Annotated in this window: 13 protein-coding genes; 6 read left to right on the forward strand and 7 right to left on the reverse strand. The window is 59.8% G+C overall.

Annotated features, from left to right (window positions below; translation table 11 throughout):
- Positions 1 to 69 precede the first annotated feature (69 nt).
- On the forward strand, positions 70 to 447 hold the full coding sequence (locus K1567_RS02975) for a response regulator (protein ID WP_034097949.1): 378 nt from the start codon (positions 70 to 72) through the stop codon (positions 445 to 447).
- A 58-nt stretch (positions 448 to 505) separates the two neighbouring features.
- Here K1567_RS02975 and K1567_RS02980 read toward each other — a convergent pair whose 3' ends face one another.
- From K1567_RS02980 to K1567_RS03000, 5 genes are all read right to left on the reverse strand, one after another.
- Positions 506 to 4303 (reverse strand): hypothetical protein, encoded by a 3798-nt coding sequence (locus K1567_RS02980; RefSeq protein ID WP_220698115.1) that lies wholly within the window; start codon positions 4301 to 4303, stop codon positions 506 to 508.
- 153 nt (positions 4304 to 4456) lie between these two features.
- Entirely contained in the window at positions 4457 to 6136 is a 1680-nt protein-coding gene (locus K1567_RS02985; RefSeq protein WP_103387622.1) for a response regulator, read from the reverse strand.
- Positions 6133 to 7635 carry an ATPase domain-containing protein gene (locus K1567_RS02990; RefSeq protein WP_220698116.1) on the reverse strand — a complete coding sequence of 501 codons (1503 nt, stop codon included), beginning with the start codon at positions 7633 to 7635 and terminating at the stop codon, positions 6133 to 6135. Before K1567_RS02990 ends, K1567_RS02985 begins: the two co-directional genes overlap by 4 nt.
- 143 nt (positions 7636 to 7778) lie before the next feature.
- Positions 7779 to 8837, reverse strand: a complete 1059-nt coding sequence (locus K1567_RS02995; protein WP_169867792.1) for a tetratricopeptide repeat protein — start codon at positions 8835 to 8837, stop codon at positions 7779 to 7781.
- 76 nt (positions 8838 to 8913) lie between these two features.
- Entirely contained in the window at positions 8914 to 9807 is an 894-nt protein-coding gene (locus K1567_RS03000) for a bestrophin family protein (protein WP_034097939.1), read from the reverse strand.
- 238 nt (positions 9808 to 10045) lie between these two features.
- Here K1567_RS03000 and K1567_RS03005 point away from each other — a divergent pair, with 238 nt between their 5' ends.
- The 5 genes from K1567_RS03005 to K1567_RS03025 are packed head-to-tail and all read left to right on the forward strand — an operon-like array spanning position 10046 to position 15606.
- On the forward strand, positions 10046 to 11695 hold the full coding sequence (locus tag K1567_RS03005; protein WP_169867793.1) for an AMP-binding protein: 1650 nt from the start codon (positions 10046 to 10048) through the stop codon (positions 11693 to 11695).
- A gap of 21 nt (positions 11696 to 11716) precedes the next feature.
- Positions 11717 to 12484, forward strand: a complete 768-nt coding sequence (locus tag K1567_RS03010; RefSeq protein WP_034097934.1) for an SDR family NAD(P)-dependent oxidoreductase — start codon at positions 11717 to 11719, stop codon at positions 12482 to 12484.
- A gap of 12 nt (positions 12485 to 12496) precedes the next feature.
- On the forward strand, positions 12497 to 13681 hold the full coding sequence (locus tag K1567_RS03015; RefSeq protein ID WP_034113744.1) for an acetyl-CoA C-acyltransferase: 1185 nt from the start codon (positions 12497 to 12499) through the stop codon (positions 13679 to 13681).
- Between the two features lie 12 nt (positions 13682 to 13693).
- On the forward strand, positions 13694 to 14821 hold the full coding sequence (locus K1567_RS03020) for an acyl-CoA dehydrogenase (protein WP_034097930.1): 1128 nt from the start codon (positions 13694 to 13696) through the stop codon (positions 14819 to 14821).
- Between the two features lie 11 nt (positions 14822 to 14832).
- Positions 14833 to 15606, forward strand: a complete 774-nt coding sequence (locus K1567_RS03025) for an enoyl-CoA hydratase (protein ID WP_034097928.1) — start codon at positions 14833 to 14835, stop codon at positions 15604 to 15606.
- 103 nt (positions 15607 to 15709) lie between these two features.
- Here K1567_RS03025 and K1567_RS03030 read toward each other — a convergent pair whose 3' ends face one another.
- A complete protein-coding gene (locus K1567_RS03030; RefSeq protein WP_034138076.1) occupies positions 15710 to 16861 on the reverse strand; it encodes an acyl-CoA dehydrogenase family protein in 1152 nt (383 codons plus the stop codon).
- Positions 16862 to 16864: 3 nt separating this feature from the next.
- Positions 16865 to 17968, reverse strand: coding sequence for an enoyl-CoA hydratase/isomerase family protein (locus K1567_RS03035; RefSeq protein ID WP_169902601.1), 1104 nt, complete (start codon positions 17966 to 17968; stop codon positions 16865 to 16867).
- Between the last annotated feature and the right edge of the window lie 92 nt (positions 17969 to 18060).

The following is an 18060-nucleotide window of genomic DNA, read 5'->3' on the forward strand; positions in this document are numbered from 1 at the left end:
CGCCTCGACGCAACCTTCTACGTGACCCTATGGTCGTAGTTGCAGCAATTGACCGGACAAAGGCTTCCCATGAGTGAAGATGCACAAGATGTCGTACTGATCGTCGAAGACGACGAGTCCATTATGTTTGTGTTGGGTGAATACCTGGCGGGCCTGGGTTACCGGGTATTGAAGGCGATCAACGGCGAACAGGCTTTCGAAATCCTCGCCACCAAACCCCATCTGGACCTGATGGTGACTGACTATCGACTGCCGGGTGGCATCTCTGGCGTGCAGATCGCCGAGCCTGCAATCAAGTTGCGCCCGGAACTCAAGGTCATTTTCATCAGCGGTTACCCGCAGGAAATTCTCGACTGCGACAGCCCGATCACGCGCAATGCGCCGATCTTGGCCAAGCCGTTTGATCTGGATACGCTGCAAGAGCATATCCAGCGTTTGTTGGCCTGAGCAAAGTCGCTTGGGCGTAATTCAGGCTCTTGCTGAGCCTGAATTCCCATGTGTGAATTTAACTGGCCTGCGCCATCACTCTGGCGTTGATTTGACTGGCAGGTGTGAATGTGACGTCATGACCTTGCCCTACATTCAAGAAATTCCGAAGACCTTCGAATTGCTCATCGCCGAACCGGTAAGTATTTGCCGACCCCACGGTTTCCACTTTTCCAGATTTCCGCGTAAGGTGAACATCCAGTGTCAATGAATTGGTGTGTAAAAAGGTGAGTTCGCCATTATCTGCTTTATGGATGTAAGCGGAGTGAGCGATCTTTCCTTTGTTACTACCGTTTCGATGGACAAAAGTGACTATCCCGGACTCGGTAATATCGGCGGCATTGAGGGTGCTTTTAAGGTTGTCGGGGCTGACCCCCATAAGTTTGTAATAGAGCGGGCTAATGGGGGCAGTCGTCTGGCTCCGAAGTATTTGGAATGTTTTGTCGGTAATTTTTTTATCTGCTTGCATGACACGCAGAGCGATGGTGTGACAGATATAGCTTTCTGTTACTCTGTCTACATTTTTATACAAAAAATCGACATTTTTTTTAAACTCGTCAGTTCCAAGAACTTTGGGCTGAAAATTGTCGAGCGGCAACCCGTAAGCTTGCTGCGTACGAGGGTCTAACGCATGCCAGTTCCCCGTCGTTTCATCAAGTTTGGCGATTACACTGATGTCGTCGATACCATTGGCTGCTTTCAAGGTGCCCTGGGCAATCCCGGGCTTTAACGTCTGTGCAAGGGTGTCGGCCTTGCTGAGCCCTGTGTATAGCCGCTTCAACCCACCACCTGCGGCAACGGCACCGCGTTGGGCCAAGCGAGCCGCATCACCCAGCGCGCCCAATGGATTAAGACTTCCAATGGCGGCTCTACCTACGATTTTCACCGCGCGCGCGGCCTTTTCAGCCCAGGACGCACCGGTTTGCAGGACTTTGGCGCTCTTAGCCGCCGCACCGAGCGCCAGAGAGAAGCCAAAGACATCAAACACAAGATCCTGCGCGCCGGCTTCAATCTTGCCCTTTTGAAAGTTGCTAATCGCCGATCTCAAGGGAATGAGGTTGAGCATCGCCTCTCGGCCTTTCTTATAGAAAGGAACTTCACTCTCAAATGTTGTAAGGCCGGTGGCTTCTTTTTCGAATTTTTCAATATTCGCGTCGTCCACAAACGCTTGCGCAATGTAGCGCGTTCGTTCGCTGCTGAAGTTGTCCGGTATATGGTCGGCGTGCGGTTTACTGTCGGCGATATCGGGTGCGTGTGTGCCGGTCGGTTTTATTTCTACTAACCTTGTATGGGGCTCGGTTGCCCTAGGCGGATAGTAGCCAGGCTCACTGCCAATAGCCGTTTGGGAAATACTGCCGCGCTTCATATCGATTTCATATGTACGAGTTTTACCATTACGCCGAGTGCGAATCAGAAGATTGTTATTTTTTCGTTCCTTGGTTTTTTGCGCTCGACCAACAAGGTTGCCGTAGAAGTTGTACTGGTTTTCATAATAAAGTTCATCTGCGCGCATCACAGTGATGGCGCCGAACTCGAAATCCTTGCGCACTTCCAACGGCTGCGTCGATATCAAGTGTTTTACTTGGCTGGCCACGGCTTGCTTCATGCCTTTAAAGTAATTTGGAAGCTCCTCCTTAAAGGCTTTATTGACGTCTTTTAATTGTCCAGCCTGTACTTGGATAGGTCGTATCGATACGTTGCTATCGGACGAGTGCCAATCGAAACCGGGCGGGTTGAGAAGGCGACCCTCCAAATACAGATCAACCACTGAGTAGGGGCCGGGATACTCCCGCTGTTCAGGGAATGACGAGATGCACTTCTTTTCAAACGGTATTTTGTCGCCATATACGCGTTTCAACTCTTGAAGAGCCATCTCCTTGCGCGAGGGCATTGGCGTGGCTTGCGCCTGGGAGGCTGCGCTCAGCTCTCTGACCCGTGCATCATAGGCCGCGCGGACGGTCGTCATCTGCGTCTCAGTGTAAGTATCTTCTGGGTTTCGCGGGATGATTCCGTTGGCGACGCCCCAGTCTTTAAGTGCGTCGGTCTGAGCGGAATACTCGGTAGCCTGGTCCGCAACACTGATAGGCGCGCGCTCCGCCCGCGCCATGATTTCGCCATATGTCAACGTGGAGGAGGCCCCAGGTCGCTCAGCTTCAATGCGGGCGACCGCCGTACTGAAACTCACCCACGAATGGGAGCCGTAGGTCACATTCGCGGGAATATCCCTGACCAGAAACTCAGGAGCCCGGCGCGCCATTAAGAGGTGGGCGGCAACGGGGGCCAGTTTGTGGCTCACACGCCCCGAGCCGGACAAGTGATATGCCAAGTTTTGCAAAATTTCCGAAGGGTGTTTGCCCCACTGTTTGGCGTCCGCCAGGTCAAACCCTGCAACCCGGGTGCGGCTGGGTTTTACGGTACTTTCAGGATCGAGGGTGGCGTGGATGGCGGCCAACGTCCAGTCATTGACGCTTGTGGGGGTCGACAGCCCGCCAAATTTATCTTGGAGGGCTTTGCCCAGGGCCTCGCCCTTGCGCGAGCCAATGATGTCTTCGATCACCTTGCGCGGATGACGCAGTTGTGATGTCGAGAAGTGCAGGTCCGTCGTTAGGTAGTCCAATACGCCCTTATTTGAGTCATACGCGTCCAGGCTGGACAGCCCAAGACTTTTATCCGTCAGCGAAGAAGTCAGGCGTGCGGGGCTGATGCCGCTCAATGGGATCGGCCAGTCCATTGCACCTCCGAAGTTTCCGTTGGACGGTTGCTTCGGTGCGTGACTGATCAACACGTCAATAAAATTAACAATCTCATCAGTGGTCTTGGGAATCGTCCAACCGTTATCAGTGATGAACTTTTCCAACGATACGGTAGTTCCCGAGTTGCCCGGCATTGACTTGGCGTATGCAGAGTCAGGGTTCACGCTGATCGTGGTGTTTTTCAGGGCATTTAGGATGTTTTGCTGCAATTGAGCTTTGGCCGCTTCTGGTGTCAATCTTCTTCGTTCATAAATCGACAGCTTCGTGCGGTACATCAAATCTTTATAGGTTTCACTGTTTTCGTCATTTTTCAAAATAATGGGCAGAAGTTCGCGCGCCAGTAGATACTTGTTTTGAGCATCGCCCAGCTTGGTTGCTTCGTTCTGCAGTCGTGTCGAATAGCTTTCAGATGCCAAATCGTTGGAGTCTTTGCCAGGGATCCAGCGCAAGGTTTTACTCTGTTCAAGTTCGGCGGCGCGCGTGTTGATTGACTCCATTGACCGCGTGCTATGAAGCTCGTTGTGAAAGTGTGCAACCACTTCAAAGGGCGCCGATGTGCTGTTGTGTGCAGATTCCAGGTTCAATGGCTTTCGTTCAGGGCTAAGCACCTCTGCGGCTCGCATGATCGGCCCCGTGACTTCTGCCCAGCTATGCCCCTGATCGGGGCCCGAGAACTTTTGCATCTTCCCGTTGACTGTAAAAGAGATCGAGTCACGGGCAGGGGAGATTTCCATAGGCTTTGACAGGTCAATGCCTTTTTCCAGGGCCCACTTGAGAAACGGCGGACTCTTCAACGCATTGTGCAAAACGGTCCACCACTGGCCGAAGGTCGATGTTTTCGGAATGTTATCGATATTCTCGGGAAAGCCGTCGTCCGTCGCCCCCGCTTTTAATGCTTTGGCAAACAGCAAAGCCAGCACACTGTTTCCATCATCCTGAGGCGTTGCTTCGGTGCCCGTGCGCTCATTTCGAATAAGGGGACTAGGTGCCGCAGGTGACGTTGGCGTGACGAGGGGAGAAACGAGAGGGAGTGAAAGGTTAAACGGTGTGGAATTATCAATCATCGCACGGCTCTTCAAGTAATTTCAGGGGCTACAGGGGAAGGGATTACCTCCCCCCATGTACCTCTTCGTACCCGCAAGGCGCTAAGCGATCCTACTTTCTGCCGAAACAATAGTGACTGGGTTTTTCCCAGCCTTACCAGAGCGTTGATACCTTCAGTCTGAGGGGGCGCAAATCATTTCCCGCACTTTTGCCGTCAACAAATCGAAGGTGAACGGCTTGGTGATCAACTGCATCCCCGGATCCAGGAACCCGCCGCGCACTGCGGCATGCTCGGCATAACCGGTGATGAACAGCACTTTGAGGTCCGGCCTGAGCTGCCTGCCGATTTCCGCCAATTGGCGACCGTTCATGCCTGGCAGCCCGACATCGCTGATCAGTAGGTCGATACGCTGATCGGATTGGATAATCGGCACGGCGGTGTGGCCGTCGCTGGCCTCGACGTACGCGTAGCCCAGCTCCTTGAGCACTGCGCTGACTAGCAAGCGCACCGCCGCATCGTCCTCGACGATCAGCACGGTTTCGCCGTCAGTGGCGTAGGGCAGCAGGGTAGGATTCAGCGTTTGCTGGGCGATCACTTCGCCGACAAAACGTGGCAGGAACAGGCTGACTGTGGTGCCTTTGCCGACTTCGCTATGGATGATCACATGGCCACGGGACTGACGGGCAAAGCCGTAGATCATCGACAGACCGAGCCCTGTGCCCTGGCCAATCGGCTTGGTGGTGAAAAACGGGTCGAACACGCGCCCCATAACGCTTTCGGGAATGCCGCAACCGGTGTCGCTGACACTCAACTCTACGTAGTCGCCCGGTGTGAGGGAGCCATAAGCGGCAGTGAACACGCTGTCGAGATGGCGGTTGGTGGTTTCCACGATAAGCCTGCCACCGTTGGGCATGGCATCCCGTGCATTGATCACCAGGTTGAGCAGGGCGCTTTCCAACTGATTGGGGTCGGCCTCCGCGGTCCACAATTGCTCGCTCAGACGCATGTCCAGACCGATGCTTTCATTGATGCTGCGTTGCAGCAGCTCACCCATGGACGTGACCAACTGGTTGATTTGCACCGGTTTGGAGTCGAGGGACTGGCGGCGAGAAAACGCCAGTAACCGGTGGGTGAGGCCGGCGGCGCGGTTGGCGGAGGTGACGCCCAGGTCGATCAGGCTGTCCAGATCGTCCAGCTTGCCACGGGCCACACGCCTTCGCAGCAGCTCCAGGCTACCGATGATGCCGGTGAGCATGTTGTTGAAGTCATGGGCGATGCCGCCGGTCAATTGACCGACCGCTTCCATTTTCTGGGATTGGCGCAGCGCTTCTTCGTTGTTGCGCAGTTGAGCGGTACGCTCTTCGACCTGTTGTTCAAGGGTCTCCAGGGTGCGTTGCAAGCGCAGCTCGCTTTCGCCGAGGTCGATCAAGCGGTCCCGCGCTTCATATTGGCGGCGACGCCCGCGAAGGGCGGCGCTGACCAGGCTGATCAAAGTCACCGGGTGAAACGGTCGCTCAAGGAAGGTCACGTTGCCCAACAAGCCGCTGAGGTGGGATGAGCCGTTCTGCTCGCCGCCGCCGTGGTGGGTCAGCAGCACGATGGGCAGGTCCGACCAGGCGGGCTGCTGGTGCAGATGCTCCAGTAACGGCTCCAGGTCGATGCCGCGCAAGGCCTCAGCAGCGATGATCAACAGACCCGCGCCCTGTTCCAGGGCTTCGCACAGGGCCTTGAGGTTGCTGGCAATGACGCCGCTGTAGCCGGCCTCATTGAGCATCATCAGCGCCAAGGTGCCGTCGCGGCCCATGGGCGCCAGCACAATGGCACGCTCGGAGACGGGAGACAGGTCTGTCACTCTCCCTCTTCCTTCAATAACGGCGATCCGGCGCCCATGTAGGTGGGGATGCCGCGCAGCACGCCTTGGAAATTATCCAGTGGTTGGCCCACGGTCATGCCCTGGTTGCTGATGCGGTATTCGCGAATCGTCGATTCATGGGTGCCTGTGCGCTTCTTGATAATGGAGATGGCGCGACGGACCTTGCCCAGCGCTTCGAAATAACGCAGCAGAATCACAGTGTCGGCCAGGTAAGTGATGTCCACCGGCGCCTGCATGTCACCCACGAGGCCGTGCTGGGCCACCGTCATGAAGGTCGCCGCACCACGGCGGTTGAGGTACAGCAGCAGCTCGTGCATATGCAGGATCAGCGCGTTCTCTTCTGGCATGGCGGCCTGATAGCCGTTAATGCTGTCGATCACCACTGTTTTGATCCCGCGTTCGTCCACGCAGCGGCGCACACGGTGGGAGAACTCGCCGGGGGACAGTTCCGCGGCGTCTACCTGCTCGATCAGCAGGTTGCCGGTGGCTTGCAGGGCGGCGAGGTCGATGCCCATGTTTTTCATACGTTCGAACAGCAGGCCCAGTTCTTCATCGAAAATGAACAGCGCGGCTTTTTCCCCACGGGCCACGGCGGCGGCGGCGAAGATCATCGAGATCAGCGACTTACCGGTACCGGCCGGGCCGAGGATCAGGCTGCTGGAGCCGGTCTCTACGCCGCCGCCCATCAGCGCATCCAGTTCGCGAATGCCGCTGCTCAGGGTCTGGCGGATGTAGCCGCCACGATGCTCGGCCGCCACCAGGCGCGGGAACACATGGATGCCGTCACCCATGATGGTGAAATCGTGGAAGCCGCCGCGGTATTTCTGCCCACGGTACTTCACCACCCGAACGCGTCGGCGTTCAGCGCCGTAGTTGGGCGTCAGTTCTTCCAGACGAATAACGCCATGGGCCACGCTGTGCACGGTTTTGTCGAGGGATTCGGTGGTCAGGTCGTCCAGCAGCAAAACGGTGGCGTCGTAGCGCACGAAGTAATGCTTGATGGCGAGGATCTGTCGGCGATAGCGCAACGAGCTTTGCGCGAGCAGACGAATCTCGGACAGGCTGTCGACCACCACACGGGTCGGCTTCACGCGCTCGACCACTTCGAAAATCTGCCGGGTGGCTTCGCCCAGTTCCAGGTCGGAGGAATACAGCAGGCTCTGCTGGTGTTCAGCGTTCAGCAGGCTTTCGGGCGGGGTCAGTTCGAAGATGTTGATATTGTCATCCAGGTCCCAGCCATGGGACTTGGCACCCTGGCGCAGTTCGCGCTCGGTTTCGGACAGGGTGATGTACAACGATGTTTCACCGTTTTTCGCGCCGGCCTGCAGGAAATGCAGGGCTACGGTAGTTTTGCCGGTCCCCGGCTCACCTTCGAGCAGGAACAAATGGCTGCGGGACAAACCACCGGAAAGAATGTCATCAAGACCTTCGATGCCAGTGGCCGCTTTTTCGGTTAACAGCGCTTTAGATGTAGACAAGAAGTGCCCTCAGGTCACAAGCGAGGAGAGGTGCACGCCCGTTCGGGCGCGCCATATGCACTTGACCGTTGGCTATTGCGGGGGTTCAACGTTTTAGCCGGGTTTGTGCGCGGCGTCGCTTTTTTCCAATTTGTTGTAGACGCCTACAGCCCTTGTTGCAGCGCGGGATCGTCGGGGTTCTGTTGTTCGAGCTGGGCGAGCAGCACCTGCACATTCTGCAATTGGCCGCTTTCTTTCCAGTAGTTGATCAACAGCACCCGCGCCTTGCGGTTGGCCGGGTGGCGCTGGACGATTTCTTCCAGCTGACGTTGGGCGGCTTCGAGTTCCTGTTGGGCGTGCAGGGTGGTGGCCAGGTCGTAGCGGTAATCCTGATTGTCCGGCTCCAACTCTACCGCTTTGGAAAGACCGAGCAGCGCGTAGGTCCGCTCACCGTGGTGCAGCAGCCACAAGCCCAGAGCATGTTGCAGGTAAGCCGATTCGGGATGCGCCGCCAATTGCCGGGCCAGCAGTTGCCGCGACTCGTCGGTTTTGCCTTGTTTATCCAACAGCTCGATTTGCGCGACCACCGCCGGCAAGTTGTCCGGTTGCAGGCGAGTGGCCTGTTCCAGCGCATTCTTAGCCTCGGGCAGCAGCGCACTGTGAATGTACAAGCGTGCCAGTTGAATCCAGCCTTCGGCAGTTTCGGGCTGGGACTTGAGGTGTTTGACGTACTCGTCCAGCACCTGTTGCAACGGGCCGAAGTACAGGCCCAGGGTATCTGGCGACAAGCCCAGCAGGGCATTGGCCGCGGCAAAACGCACGGGTTGCTCTGGGTCGTCGAGGACCGGGCCGAGCAACAGCGTGCGCTGGCCGGTAGGCACCAGGCCGACGATGCTGCGGATCGCCGCCTCGCGCACCAGTGTCGACGGGGCGGCCAAGTCTTTATCCGCCAGCTTCAAGGCTTGAGGGCTGGGGTAGTTAGGTAATTCCGCGTGCAGGGCGGCGCGGCGTTCGGGCGACAGGTCCGGCCGCGCCAATTGCTGATACAGCACGCGCGCCGCGCCCGGTTCGCCATTGTGCGCCTGCTTCAATGCTTTGGAGTAACCATGGGCAATCGCGGGCGGCACCGCCACCGGCGTGCTGCGAGTGAAATACCAAGTGATGAGTACGATAAACAACAGGGCGCACAGGCCCACGAGGGCGTAGCGGCGTGACTTTGGCATGCAGGTGTCCGAAAGCGTCAGCAGTTCGTTGAGAGGCGCAAGCTTCGACCAGACCACGGCAGGTGTCAAACCCGCATCAGGTGAGCACGTACTCCACCGGCTCCAACGCCGGCGGCAGTTGCGTTGCCCCCAGAGCGGCCAGGACCTCACGCTCCAGGGTGCGCAGGATGGCGTTGCAGGGCAGGTCGTTTTCGTCGAAGCCGAAGGGGTCTTCCAGGTCGTCGCCAATCTCATCAAGGCCGAAGAAGGTGTAGCTGACGATGGCAGTGAACACCGGGGTCAGCCAGCCCAAGGGTTCGGCCATGGCGAACGGCAGCAGGATGCAGAACAGGTAGATGGTGCGGTGCAGCAGCAAGGTGTAAGGGAAGGGCAGTGGGGTGTGCTTGATACGTTCGCACGCGGCCTGTACCTGGCTCAGGCTGACCAGGCGTGTTTCCCATTGGGTGTAGCGCCATTCGCTGATTGCACCTTGTCCGGCCAGCTCGCTGAAGCGCGCGCCCAATTGCTGCAGGACCTGATCGGGCAGGTTCGGATGGTCGGCCTGCACTTTCGCCCAAGGCTGGATGGCAAGGGCTTCGTCTTCATGGCGCAGACGCGCGATCAAGCCGTGAGAGAAGCCACAAACGGCGCGCAACAGGCTTGCGCGCTCGGACGTATCGGTCAGCGCCTGGGTCTGTCGGATCAGCGAGCGCACCTCAATGATCATTTGCCCCAATTGCTTGCGGCCTTCCCACCAGCGGTCATAGCAGGCGTTGTTGCGAAAGCTCATAAAGATCGACAACGACAGCCCAAGCAAGGTGAAGGGCGTGGCGTTGACCTTGGAGAAGTACGCCGGGTGCAGCGTTTCCACCAATACGATCACCGACGCCAGCAGCGTCACCAGCAGGCTGCGCAAGGCAATGCGCTTGGCAATCGAGCCTTTGAGGGAAAACAGGATGCCCAGCAGGTTGGGCTTGGGACGCACGATCATCAGGCGGGAACTTCTTCGGTGGCGCAGGCCATCAGGTTAGAAGCTGCCGGGCGCGGCGTCCAATCGCCAGGGCCAACCGGATGATCGGCGGGGTCTATGATCAATAAAGGCTTGGCCAAACCAGTCAGCCAAGTTGAAGGCTTTGACCATTGCTGCCGCAACGCTCTGGAGCGACTATTTCGCAGGTTCTTGTCCTGAAAAACGTCCTGAAAATAACAATACGCAAGGATTTGAAGCGATGCGCGATTACTTGGCCGCCACTACCGAATTCGATTACCAACACACCGTCGACGCCACCCTGGCCGGCAGCTTGCTGGGCCTCAATGCCTGCGTTGAATGTTGCGACCGCTATGCGCTGCCGGGGCGCATTGCGCTGTTCTGGGAAGGCAAGGACGGGCGCAGCGCCACCGTGACCTTTACCGAGTTGCAGGACCAGGCGGCCCGCTTCGCCAATTTCCTGCTGGCCCAGGGCGTGGGGCGTGGCGACAAAGTCGCCGGCCTGCTGCCGCGCACGGCGGAATTGCTGGTGGTGGTACTGGCCACCTGGCGCATCGGTGCGGTGTATCAACCGTTGTTCACGGCGTTCGGGCCTAAAGCCATCGAACACCGCTTGAACAGCTCCGGCGCGGCGCTGGTGGTCACCGACGCCGTGAATCGGCCCAAGCTTGTCGAGGTGCAGGATTGCCCCACTGTCGTGACGGTCGCCGGCCCCAAGGGCGAAGGCATCGTGCGCGGCGACTTCAGTTTCTGGGCCGAAATGCCCAAGCATTCCAACCTGTGCGAACCGGTGCTGCTGGACGGCGAGGAACCGTTCCTGCTGATGTTCACCTCGGGCACCACCGGCCCCTCCAAAGCGCTGTCGGTGCCGCTCAAGGCTATCGTTGCGTTCCAGAGCTACACCCGAGACGCCGTGGACCTGCGCCCCGAAGACGCGTTCTGGAACGTCGCTGACCCGGGCTGGGCCTATGGCATCTATTTCGGCGTCACCGGGCCGCTGTCCATGGGCCACCCGATTACCTTCTACGATGGCCCATTCACCCTGGAGAGTACCTGCCGGGTGATCAACAAGTACGGGATCACCAACCTGACCGGTTCACCCACCGCTTATCGTTTGCTGATTGCCGGCGGCAGTCAGTTCGCCCAGTCGATCAAGGGCAAATTGCGTATTGTCAGCAGCGCCGGCGAGCCGCTGAACCCCGAAGTGATCCGCTGGTTCGCCGACAACCTGGGGGTGACCATTCACGACCATTACGGCCAGACCGAATTGGGCATGGTGCTGTGCAATCACCATGGCCTGGACCATCCGGTGCATGTCGGCGCGGCCGGCTTCGCTTCGCCGGGGCACCGCATCGTGGTGTTGGATGAGGCCTACCAGGAATTGCCCGCCGGCCAGCCCGGCATCCTGGCCATCGACCGCGAGCAGTCGCCGATGTGCTGGTTTGCCGGCTATGAAGGGGTGAAAACCAAGGCTTTCGTCGGCAAGTACTACCTTAGCGGCGACACCGTGGAATTGAACCCGGACGGCAGCATCAGTTTTGTCGGGCGCAGTGACGATGTGATCACCACTTCCGGCTACCGCGTAGGCCCCTTCGACGTGGAAAGCGCCCTGGTCGAACATCCTGCGGTGATCGAAGCGGCGGTGGTCGGCAAGCCTGACCCGGAGCGCACCGAGCTGGTCAAGGCGTTTGTGGTGATTAACGAGCAATACCGCGCCACGCCCGAACTGGCCGAAGAACTGCGCCTGCATGTGCGTCAGCGTCTGGCGGCCCATGCCTACCCTCGGGAAATCGAATTTGTCAGCGACTTGCCCAAGACTCCAAGCGGCAAGTTGCAGCGTTTTATCTTGCGTAATCAGGAAATCGCCAAAGCTCAAGCAGCGGTGGCTTGATCCCTTTCTAAGGACACAATGATGCAGATTGAAAACAAGGTATTCCTGGTCAGCGGCGGTGCTTCTGGCCTCGGTGCGGCCACCGCTGAGATGTTGGTCGCCGCCGGTGCCAAAGTGATGCTGGTGGATTTGAACGCCGACGCTGTGGCGGCCAAAGCCCAGCAACTGGGCGACAACGCCCGCAGTGCCGTGGCCGATATCAGCCAGGAGGCGGCGGCCGAAGCGGCGGTACAGGCCACTGTCGCGGCATTTGGCGGGCTGCACGGGTTGGTCAACTGCGCCGGTGTGGTGCGTGGCGAGAAGATCCTCGGCAAGAACGGCCCCCATGGCCTGGCCAGTTTTGCCCAGGTCATCAACGTCAATCTGATCGGCAGCTTCAACCTGTTGCGTTTGGCGGCGGCGGCCATCGCCGAAACCGAGGCCAACGCCGAGGGCGAGCGCGGCGTGATCATCAACACGGCTTCAGTGGCCGCGTTCGACGGGCAGATCGGCCAGGCCGCGTACGCCGCGTCCAAGGGCGCGATTGCCAGCCTCACACTGCCTGCCGCCCGTGAACTGGCGCGGTTCGGCATCCGCGTGATGACCATCGCTCCCGGCATCTTCGAAACCCCCATGATGGCGGGCATGACCCCCGAGGTGCGCGAGTCCCTGGCCGCCGGCGTGCCATTTCCGCCGCGTCTGGGCAAACCCGCCGAATACGCCGCGCTGGTACGACACATTATTGAAAACAGCATGCTCAACGGCGAGGTGATCCGTCTCGACGGCGCCTTGCGCATGGCGGCCAAGTAAGGAGGACCACCGATGAACGATCCGATTGTGATTGTCAGCGCTGCACGTACACCCATGGGCGGATTCCAGGGCGATCTTAAGGGCCTGACTGCGCCCCAGCTGGGGGCTGCGGCGATTCGCGCCGTGGTCGAACGCGCCGGCATCGCCGCCGATGCGGTGGATGAAGTGATGTTCGGCTGCGTGCTGCCCGCCGGTCTCGGCCAGGCCCCGGCTCGCCAGGCGGCGCTGGGTGCCGGGCTGGACAAAGGCACCCGCTGCACCACCCTCAACAAGATGTGCGGCTCGGGCATGCAAGCCACCATCCAGGCCCATGACGCGCTGGTGGCTGGCAGCGTCGACGTGGCGATTGCCGGCGGCATGGAAAGCATGTCCAACGCGCCGTACCTGTTGGACCGCGCCCGTAGCGGTTACCGCATGGGCCATGGGCGTGTGCTCGACCATATGTTCCTCGACGGTCTGGAAGATGCCTACGACAAGGGCCGCCTGATGGGCACCTTTGCCGAAGAGTGCGCCCTGCATAACGGTTTTACCCGCGAAGCCCAGGACGCGTTCGCTATCGCCTCCCTGACGCGTGCTCAGGAGGCCATCAGCCACGGGCACTTCGCCGCGGAAATCGTGCCGTTGCAGGTCACCGTGGGTAAGGAGCAGAAAACCATCCTGCATGACGAGCAACCGCCCAAGGCCAAACTGGACAAGATCGCTCAGTTGAAACCGGCGTTCCGCGAAGGCGGCACGGTGACGGCGGCCAACTCCAGCTCCATCTCTGACGGCGCGGCGGCATTGCTGCTGATGCGCGAGTCCGAAGCCCTCAAGCGTGGCCTCAAGCCGTTGGCAGTGATCCACGGGCATGCAGCCTTTGCCGACGAGCCTGGGCTGTTCCCGGTAGCGCCAGTGGGGGCGATTCGCAAGCTGATGAGCAAGACCGGCTGGAATCTGGACGAGGTCGATCTGTTCGAGATCAACGAAGCCTTTGCCGTGGTGACCCTGGTCACCATGAGCAAGCTGCAGATCCCACATGCCAAGGTCAACGTACATGGCGGTGCCTGTGCCCTGGGCCACCCCATCGGCGCGTCCGGCGCGCGCATCCTGGTAACGCTGCTCGCGGCCCTGCGCCACAAAGGCCTCAAACGCGGCGTGGCCGCTATCTGTATCGGCGGTGGCGAAGCCACGGCCATGGCCGTCGAATGCCTGTATTAAGGACTGCTCCCCATGCTGCCCAATGAAGAACAGCTGCAAATCAGCGACGCGGCCCGGCAATTTGCCCAGGAACGCCTCAAACCCTTCGCCGCCGAGTGGGACCGCGAGCACCGCTTTCCCAAAGAAGCCATCGGCGAGATGGCCGAACTGGGCTTTTTCGGCATGTTGGTGCCGGAACAGTGGGGCGGTTGCGACACCGGTTACCTGGCCTACGCCATGGCCCTGGAGGAAATCGCCGCCGGCGACGGCGCCTGTTCCACCATCATGAGCGTGCACAACTCCGTGGGCTGCGTGCCGATCCTCAAGTTCGGCAATGATCAGCAAAAGGCTCAATTCCTCACGCCCCTGGCCAGCGGCGCCATGCTTGGCGCGTTCGCCTTGACCGAGCCCCAGGCCGGCTCGGATGCCAGCAGCCTGAAAACCCGCGCGCGGCTGGAGGGCGATCATTACGTGCTCAACGGCTGCAAACAGTTCATCACCTCCGGGCAGAACGCCGGGGTGGTGATTGTGTTTGCGGTCACCGACCCCGCCGCAGGCAAGCGTGGCATCAGCGCGTTTATCGTGCCGACGGACTCCCCGGGTTACAGCGTGGCGCGGGTCGAGGATAAGCTCGGCCAGCATGCCTCCGACACCTGCCAGATCCTGTTCGAAGACGTGAAGGTGCCGCTGGCCAACCGGCTGGGGGAGGAGGGCGAAGGCTACAAGATCGCCCTGGCCAACCTTGAGGGCGGCCGCGTGGGTATCGCCGCGCAATCGGTCGGCATGGCCCGCGCCGCGTTCGAAGCCGCCCGCGACTATGCCCGCGAACGCCAAAGCTTCGGCAAAGCGCTGATCGAGCACCAGGCCGTGGCGTTTCGCCTGGCGGACATGGCCACCCAGATCGCCGTCGCGCGGCAGATGGTGCATTACGCCGCCGCGCTGCGGGACAGCGGCAAGCCGGCGCTGGTCGAAGCCTCGATGGCGAAATTGTTTGCCTCGGAAATGGCCGAAAAAGTCTGCTCGGCCGCCTTGCAAACCCTCGGCGGTTACGGTTACCTGAACGACTTTCCCCTGGAGCGCATCTACCGCGATGTGCGGGTTTGCCAGATCTACGAAGGCACCAGCGATATTCAACGCATGGTCATCTCACGCAATCTCTAAGGAGCCGATACATGAGTTACGAGACTATTTTGCTTGAGGTTCAGGGCCGAGTCGGCCTGATCACCTTGAACCGTCCCCAGGCGCTGAACGCGCTGAACGCACAATTGGTAAGCGAGTTGAATCAGGCCCTGGATGGCCTGGAAGCTAACCCGGAAATCGGCTGCATCGTGCTGACCGGTTCGAAAAAAGCCTTCGCCGCCGGCGCCGATATCAAGGAAATGGCCGAGCTGACCTACCCGCAGATCTATATGGACGACCTATTCAGCGACAGCGACCGTGTGGCCAACCGGCGCAAGCCGATCATTGCCGCCGTTAACGGCTTCGCCCTGGGTGGCGGTTGCGAGCTGGCGCTGATGTGCGACTTTATCCTGGCCGGTGACGGAGCCAAGTTCGGTCAGCCGGAAATCAACCTGGGCGTACTGCCCGGCATGGGCGGCACTCAGCGCCTGACCCGCGCGGTGGGTAAGGCCAAGGCCATGGAAATGTGCTTGACCGGGCGCTTTATCGACGCGGTGGAAGCCGAGCGCTGCGGCATCGTTGCCCGTATCGTGCCGGCCGATGAACTGCTGGATGAGGCCTTGAAGGTCGCCACACTGATTGCCGGCAAATCGGTGCCCATCAGCATGATGGTCAAGGAAAGCGTGAACCGTGCATTCGAAGTCAGCCTGTCCGAGGGCGTGCGCTTTGAGCGTCGGGTATTCCACGCGGCTTTTGCGACCCAGGATCAGAAGGAAGGCATGGCAGCATTCGTGGCCAAACGCGCGCCGGAATTCAAGGACCAATAAACATGTGGGAGGAGGCTCTTGCCCCCGATAGCGGTGGATCAGTCAGCAGTTACTGAGGCTGAGACACTGTGATCGGGGGCAAGCCCCCTCCCACATACGGCATTTAGAGCGGGTAGTTTTTCAGTTCGCGGGCGATGACCATCCGTTGAATTTCACTGGTCCCTTCATAAATCTGCGTGATTCGCGCATCCCGGTAGTAGCGCTCCACCGGGTAATCCTCCAGGTAACCGTACCCGCCATGAATCTGCATGGCCTGGGAACAGACCTTTTCGGCCATTTCCGAGGCGAACAGCTTGGCCTGGGACGCTTCCGACAGGCAGGGCTTGCCGGCGCTACGCAGGCGCGCAGCGTGCAGGATCAACAAACGCGCGGCATTGAGACGGGTCTGCATGTCCGCCAGCAGATTGGCCACGCTTTGGTGCTCGATGATTGCCTTGTCGAATTGCACGCGGTCGCGGGCGTAAGTCAGTGCCGCTTCGAACGCTGCGCGGGCGATGCCCAGGGCCTGGGCGGCGATACCGATCCGGCCACCTTCCAGGTTGGACAGGGCGATGGCCAGGCCTTTGCCGCGTTCGCCCAGCAGGTTGGCTTCAGGCACGCTGCACTGGTTGAGGGTCACGGCGCAGGTGTCCGAGGCGCGAATGCCCATTTTGTGTTCGGTGCGGTCCACCACGAAGCCAGGGGTGTCGGTGGGCACCAGGAATGCGGAGATGCCTTTTTTGCCCAACGTCGGGTCAGTTACCGCAAACACGATGGCCAACTTGGCGCGCTTGCCGTTGCTGACAAATTGCTTGGCGCCATTGATCACCCATTGCCCATCACGCAACTCGGCACGGGTGCGCAGGTTGTGCGCCTCCGAGCCGGCCTGGGGTTCGGTCAGGCAAAAGCAGCCAATCGCCTGGCCGCTGGCAAGGTCCGCCAGCCAGGTTTGCTTCTGCTGTTCGCTGCCGTAGTTGAGGATCGGCCCGCAACCCACTGAGTTGTGGATACTCATCAGCGCGCCCGTGGCACCGTCGCCGGCGGAAATTTCTTCCACCGCCAGGGCGTAGGCTACGTAATCGACGTAGGTGCCGCCCCATTCTTCGGGCACCACCATACCGAGCAGGCCCAGTTCGCCCATCTTCGCCACCAGGCCATCGTCGATCCAGCCGGCCTTTTCCCACGCCTGGGCATGGGGAGCGATTTCGCCACGGGCAAAGTCGCGCGCCATATCGCGGATCATCACTTGTTCTTCAGTGTATTCAATGTCTTGCATAAGTTATTTCGCAACCTGCTCGAAGTCGTGGAAGAAGCTCTCGACGTGCGCAGCGTCGAGCGCCTGCAGCGTCGGAGGGTTCCAGCGTGGGGATTTGTCCTTATCGATGATCAGGGCGCGCACGCCTTCGATCAGGTCGCCGCGCTCGAACCACTGGCGATCCAGGTGCAGCTCCAGTTCAAAGCACTGTTCCAGCGGCAAGCGCCGCCCACGACGCAGCATCTTCAAGGTCACCGCCATGGCCAGGGGCGAGCGGGTCTGCATCAGGTGCACCGTGTTCAGCGCCCACTCGTGGCTGTCAGCGACGGTGACCTCCTGCAACTGTTCGACAATGCTTGGAACATCGGGCAGGGCGAAGAAATGGTCGATGGCCGGGCGCAAGGCCGCCAGCGGTGCATCCGGCAGGTGTTGTACCGCCAGCTTGGCCAGCAGACCTTGCAGGTCTTTGAGAGGCGTGTCATGCCATTGCAGGCGGTCGAGTTTCTGGTCCAGTTCGGCCAGTTTGGCGCTGTCCAGGTACCAATCCGCCAACCTGCAGTACAGCGCATCGGCCGCGCGGATCTGCACCCCGGTGACGCCAAGGTAAATCCCCAGCTCCCCGGGAATACGCGGCAGGAAATAGCTGCCACCCACGTCCGGGAAATAACCGATGGCCACTTCCGGCATGGCCAGGCGGCTGCGTTCGGTGACTACACGCAAGTCCGCGCCTTGCACCAGGCCCATGCCGCCGCCCAGGACAAAGCCGTCCATCAGCGCCAGTACCGGCTTGCGGTAATGGTGAATGGCCAGATCGAGTGCGTATTCTTCGACGAAAAAATCCTGGTGCAGGGTGTCGCCGCTGTTAAAGCTGTCGTAGAGGGAGCGGATATCGCCGCCGGCACAGAAGGCTTTGTCGCCAGCGCCGCGCAAAACCACGGCATGGATCGCCGGATCATCGGCCCAGGCCTGCAACTGCGCGGTCAGGCAACGCACCATATTAAGAGTCAGGGCGTTCAGGCCGGCGGGGCGGTTGAGGGTAAGGTGGCCGATATGATTACGGACCTCGGCCAGCACCTCGTCCTGAGGCGTCTCGGCACGGTTTGCTTCGGATGAAACCTGAGCAGTCATCTCTAACTCCCTGCTTTTATTGTTCTTTATCAAGAGGCCCGCGAACGGACCATCTCGCGATCGTACCAGTGCAAATTTGCCCCGTACAACCT

Origin of the sequence: Pseudomonas sp. S5F11, from assembly GCF_019641515.1 — a bacterium.
GTDB lineage: Bacteria > Pseudomonadota > Gammaproteobacteria > Pseudomonadales > Pseudomonadaceae > Aquipseudomonas > Aquipseudomonas rhodesiae.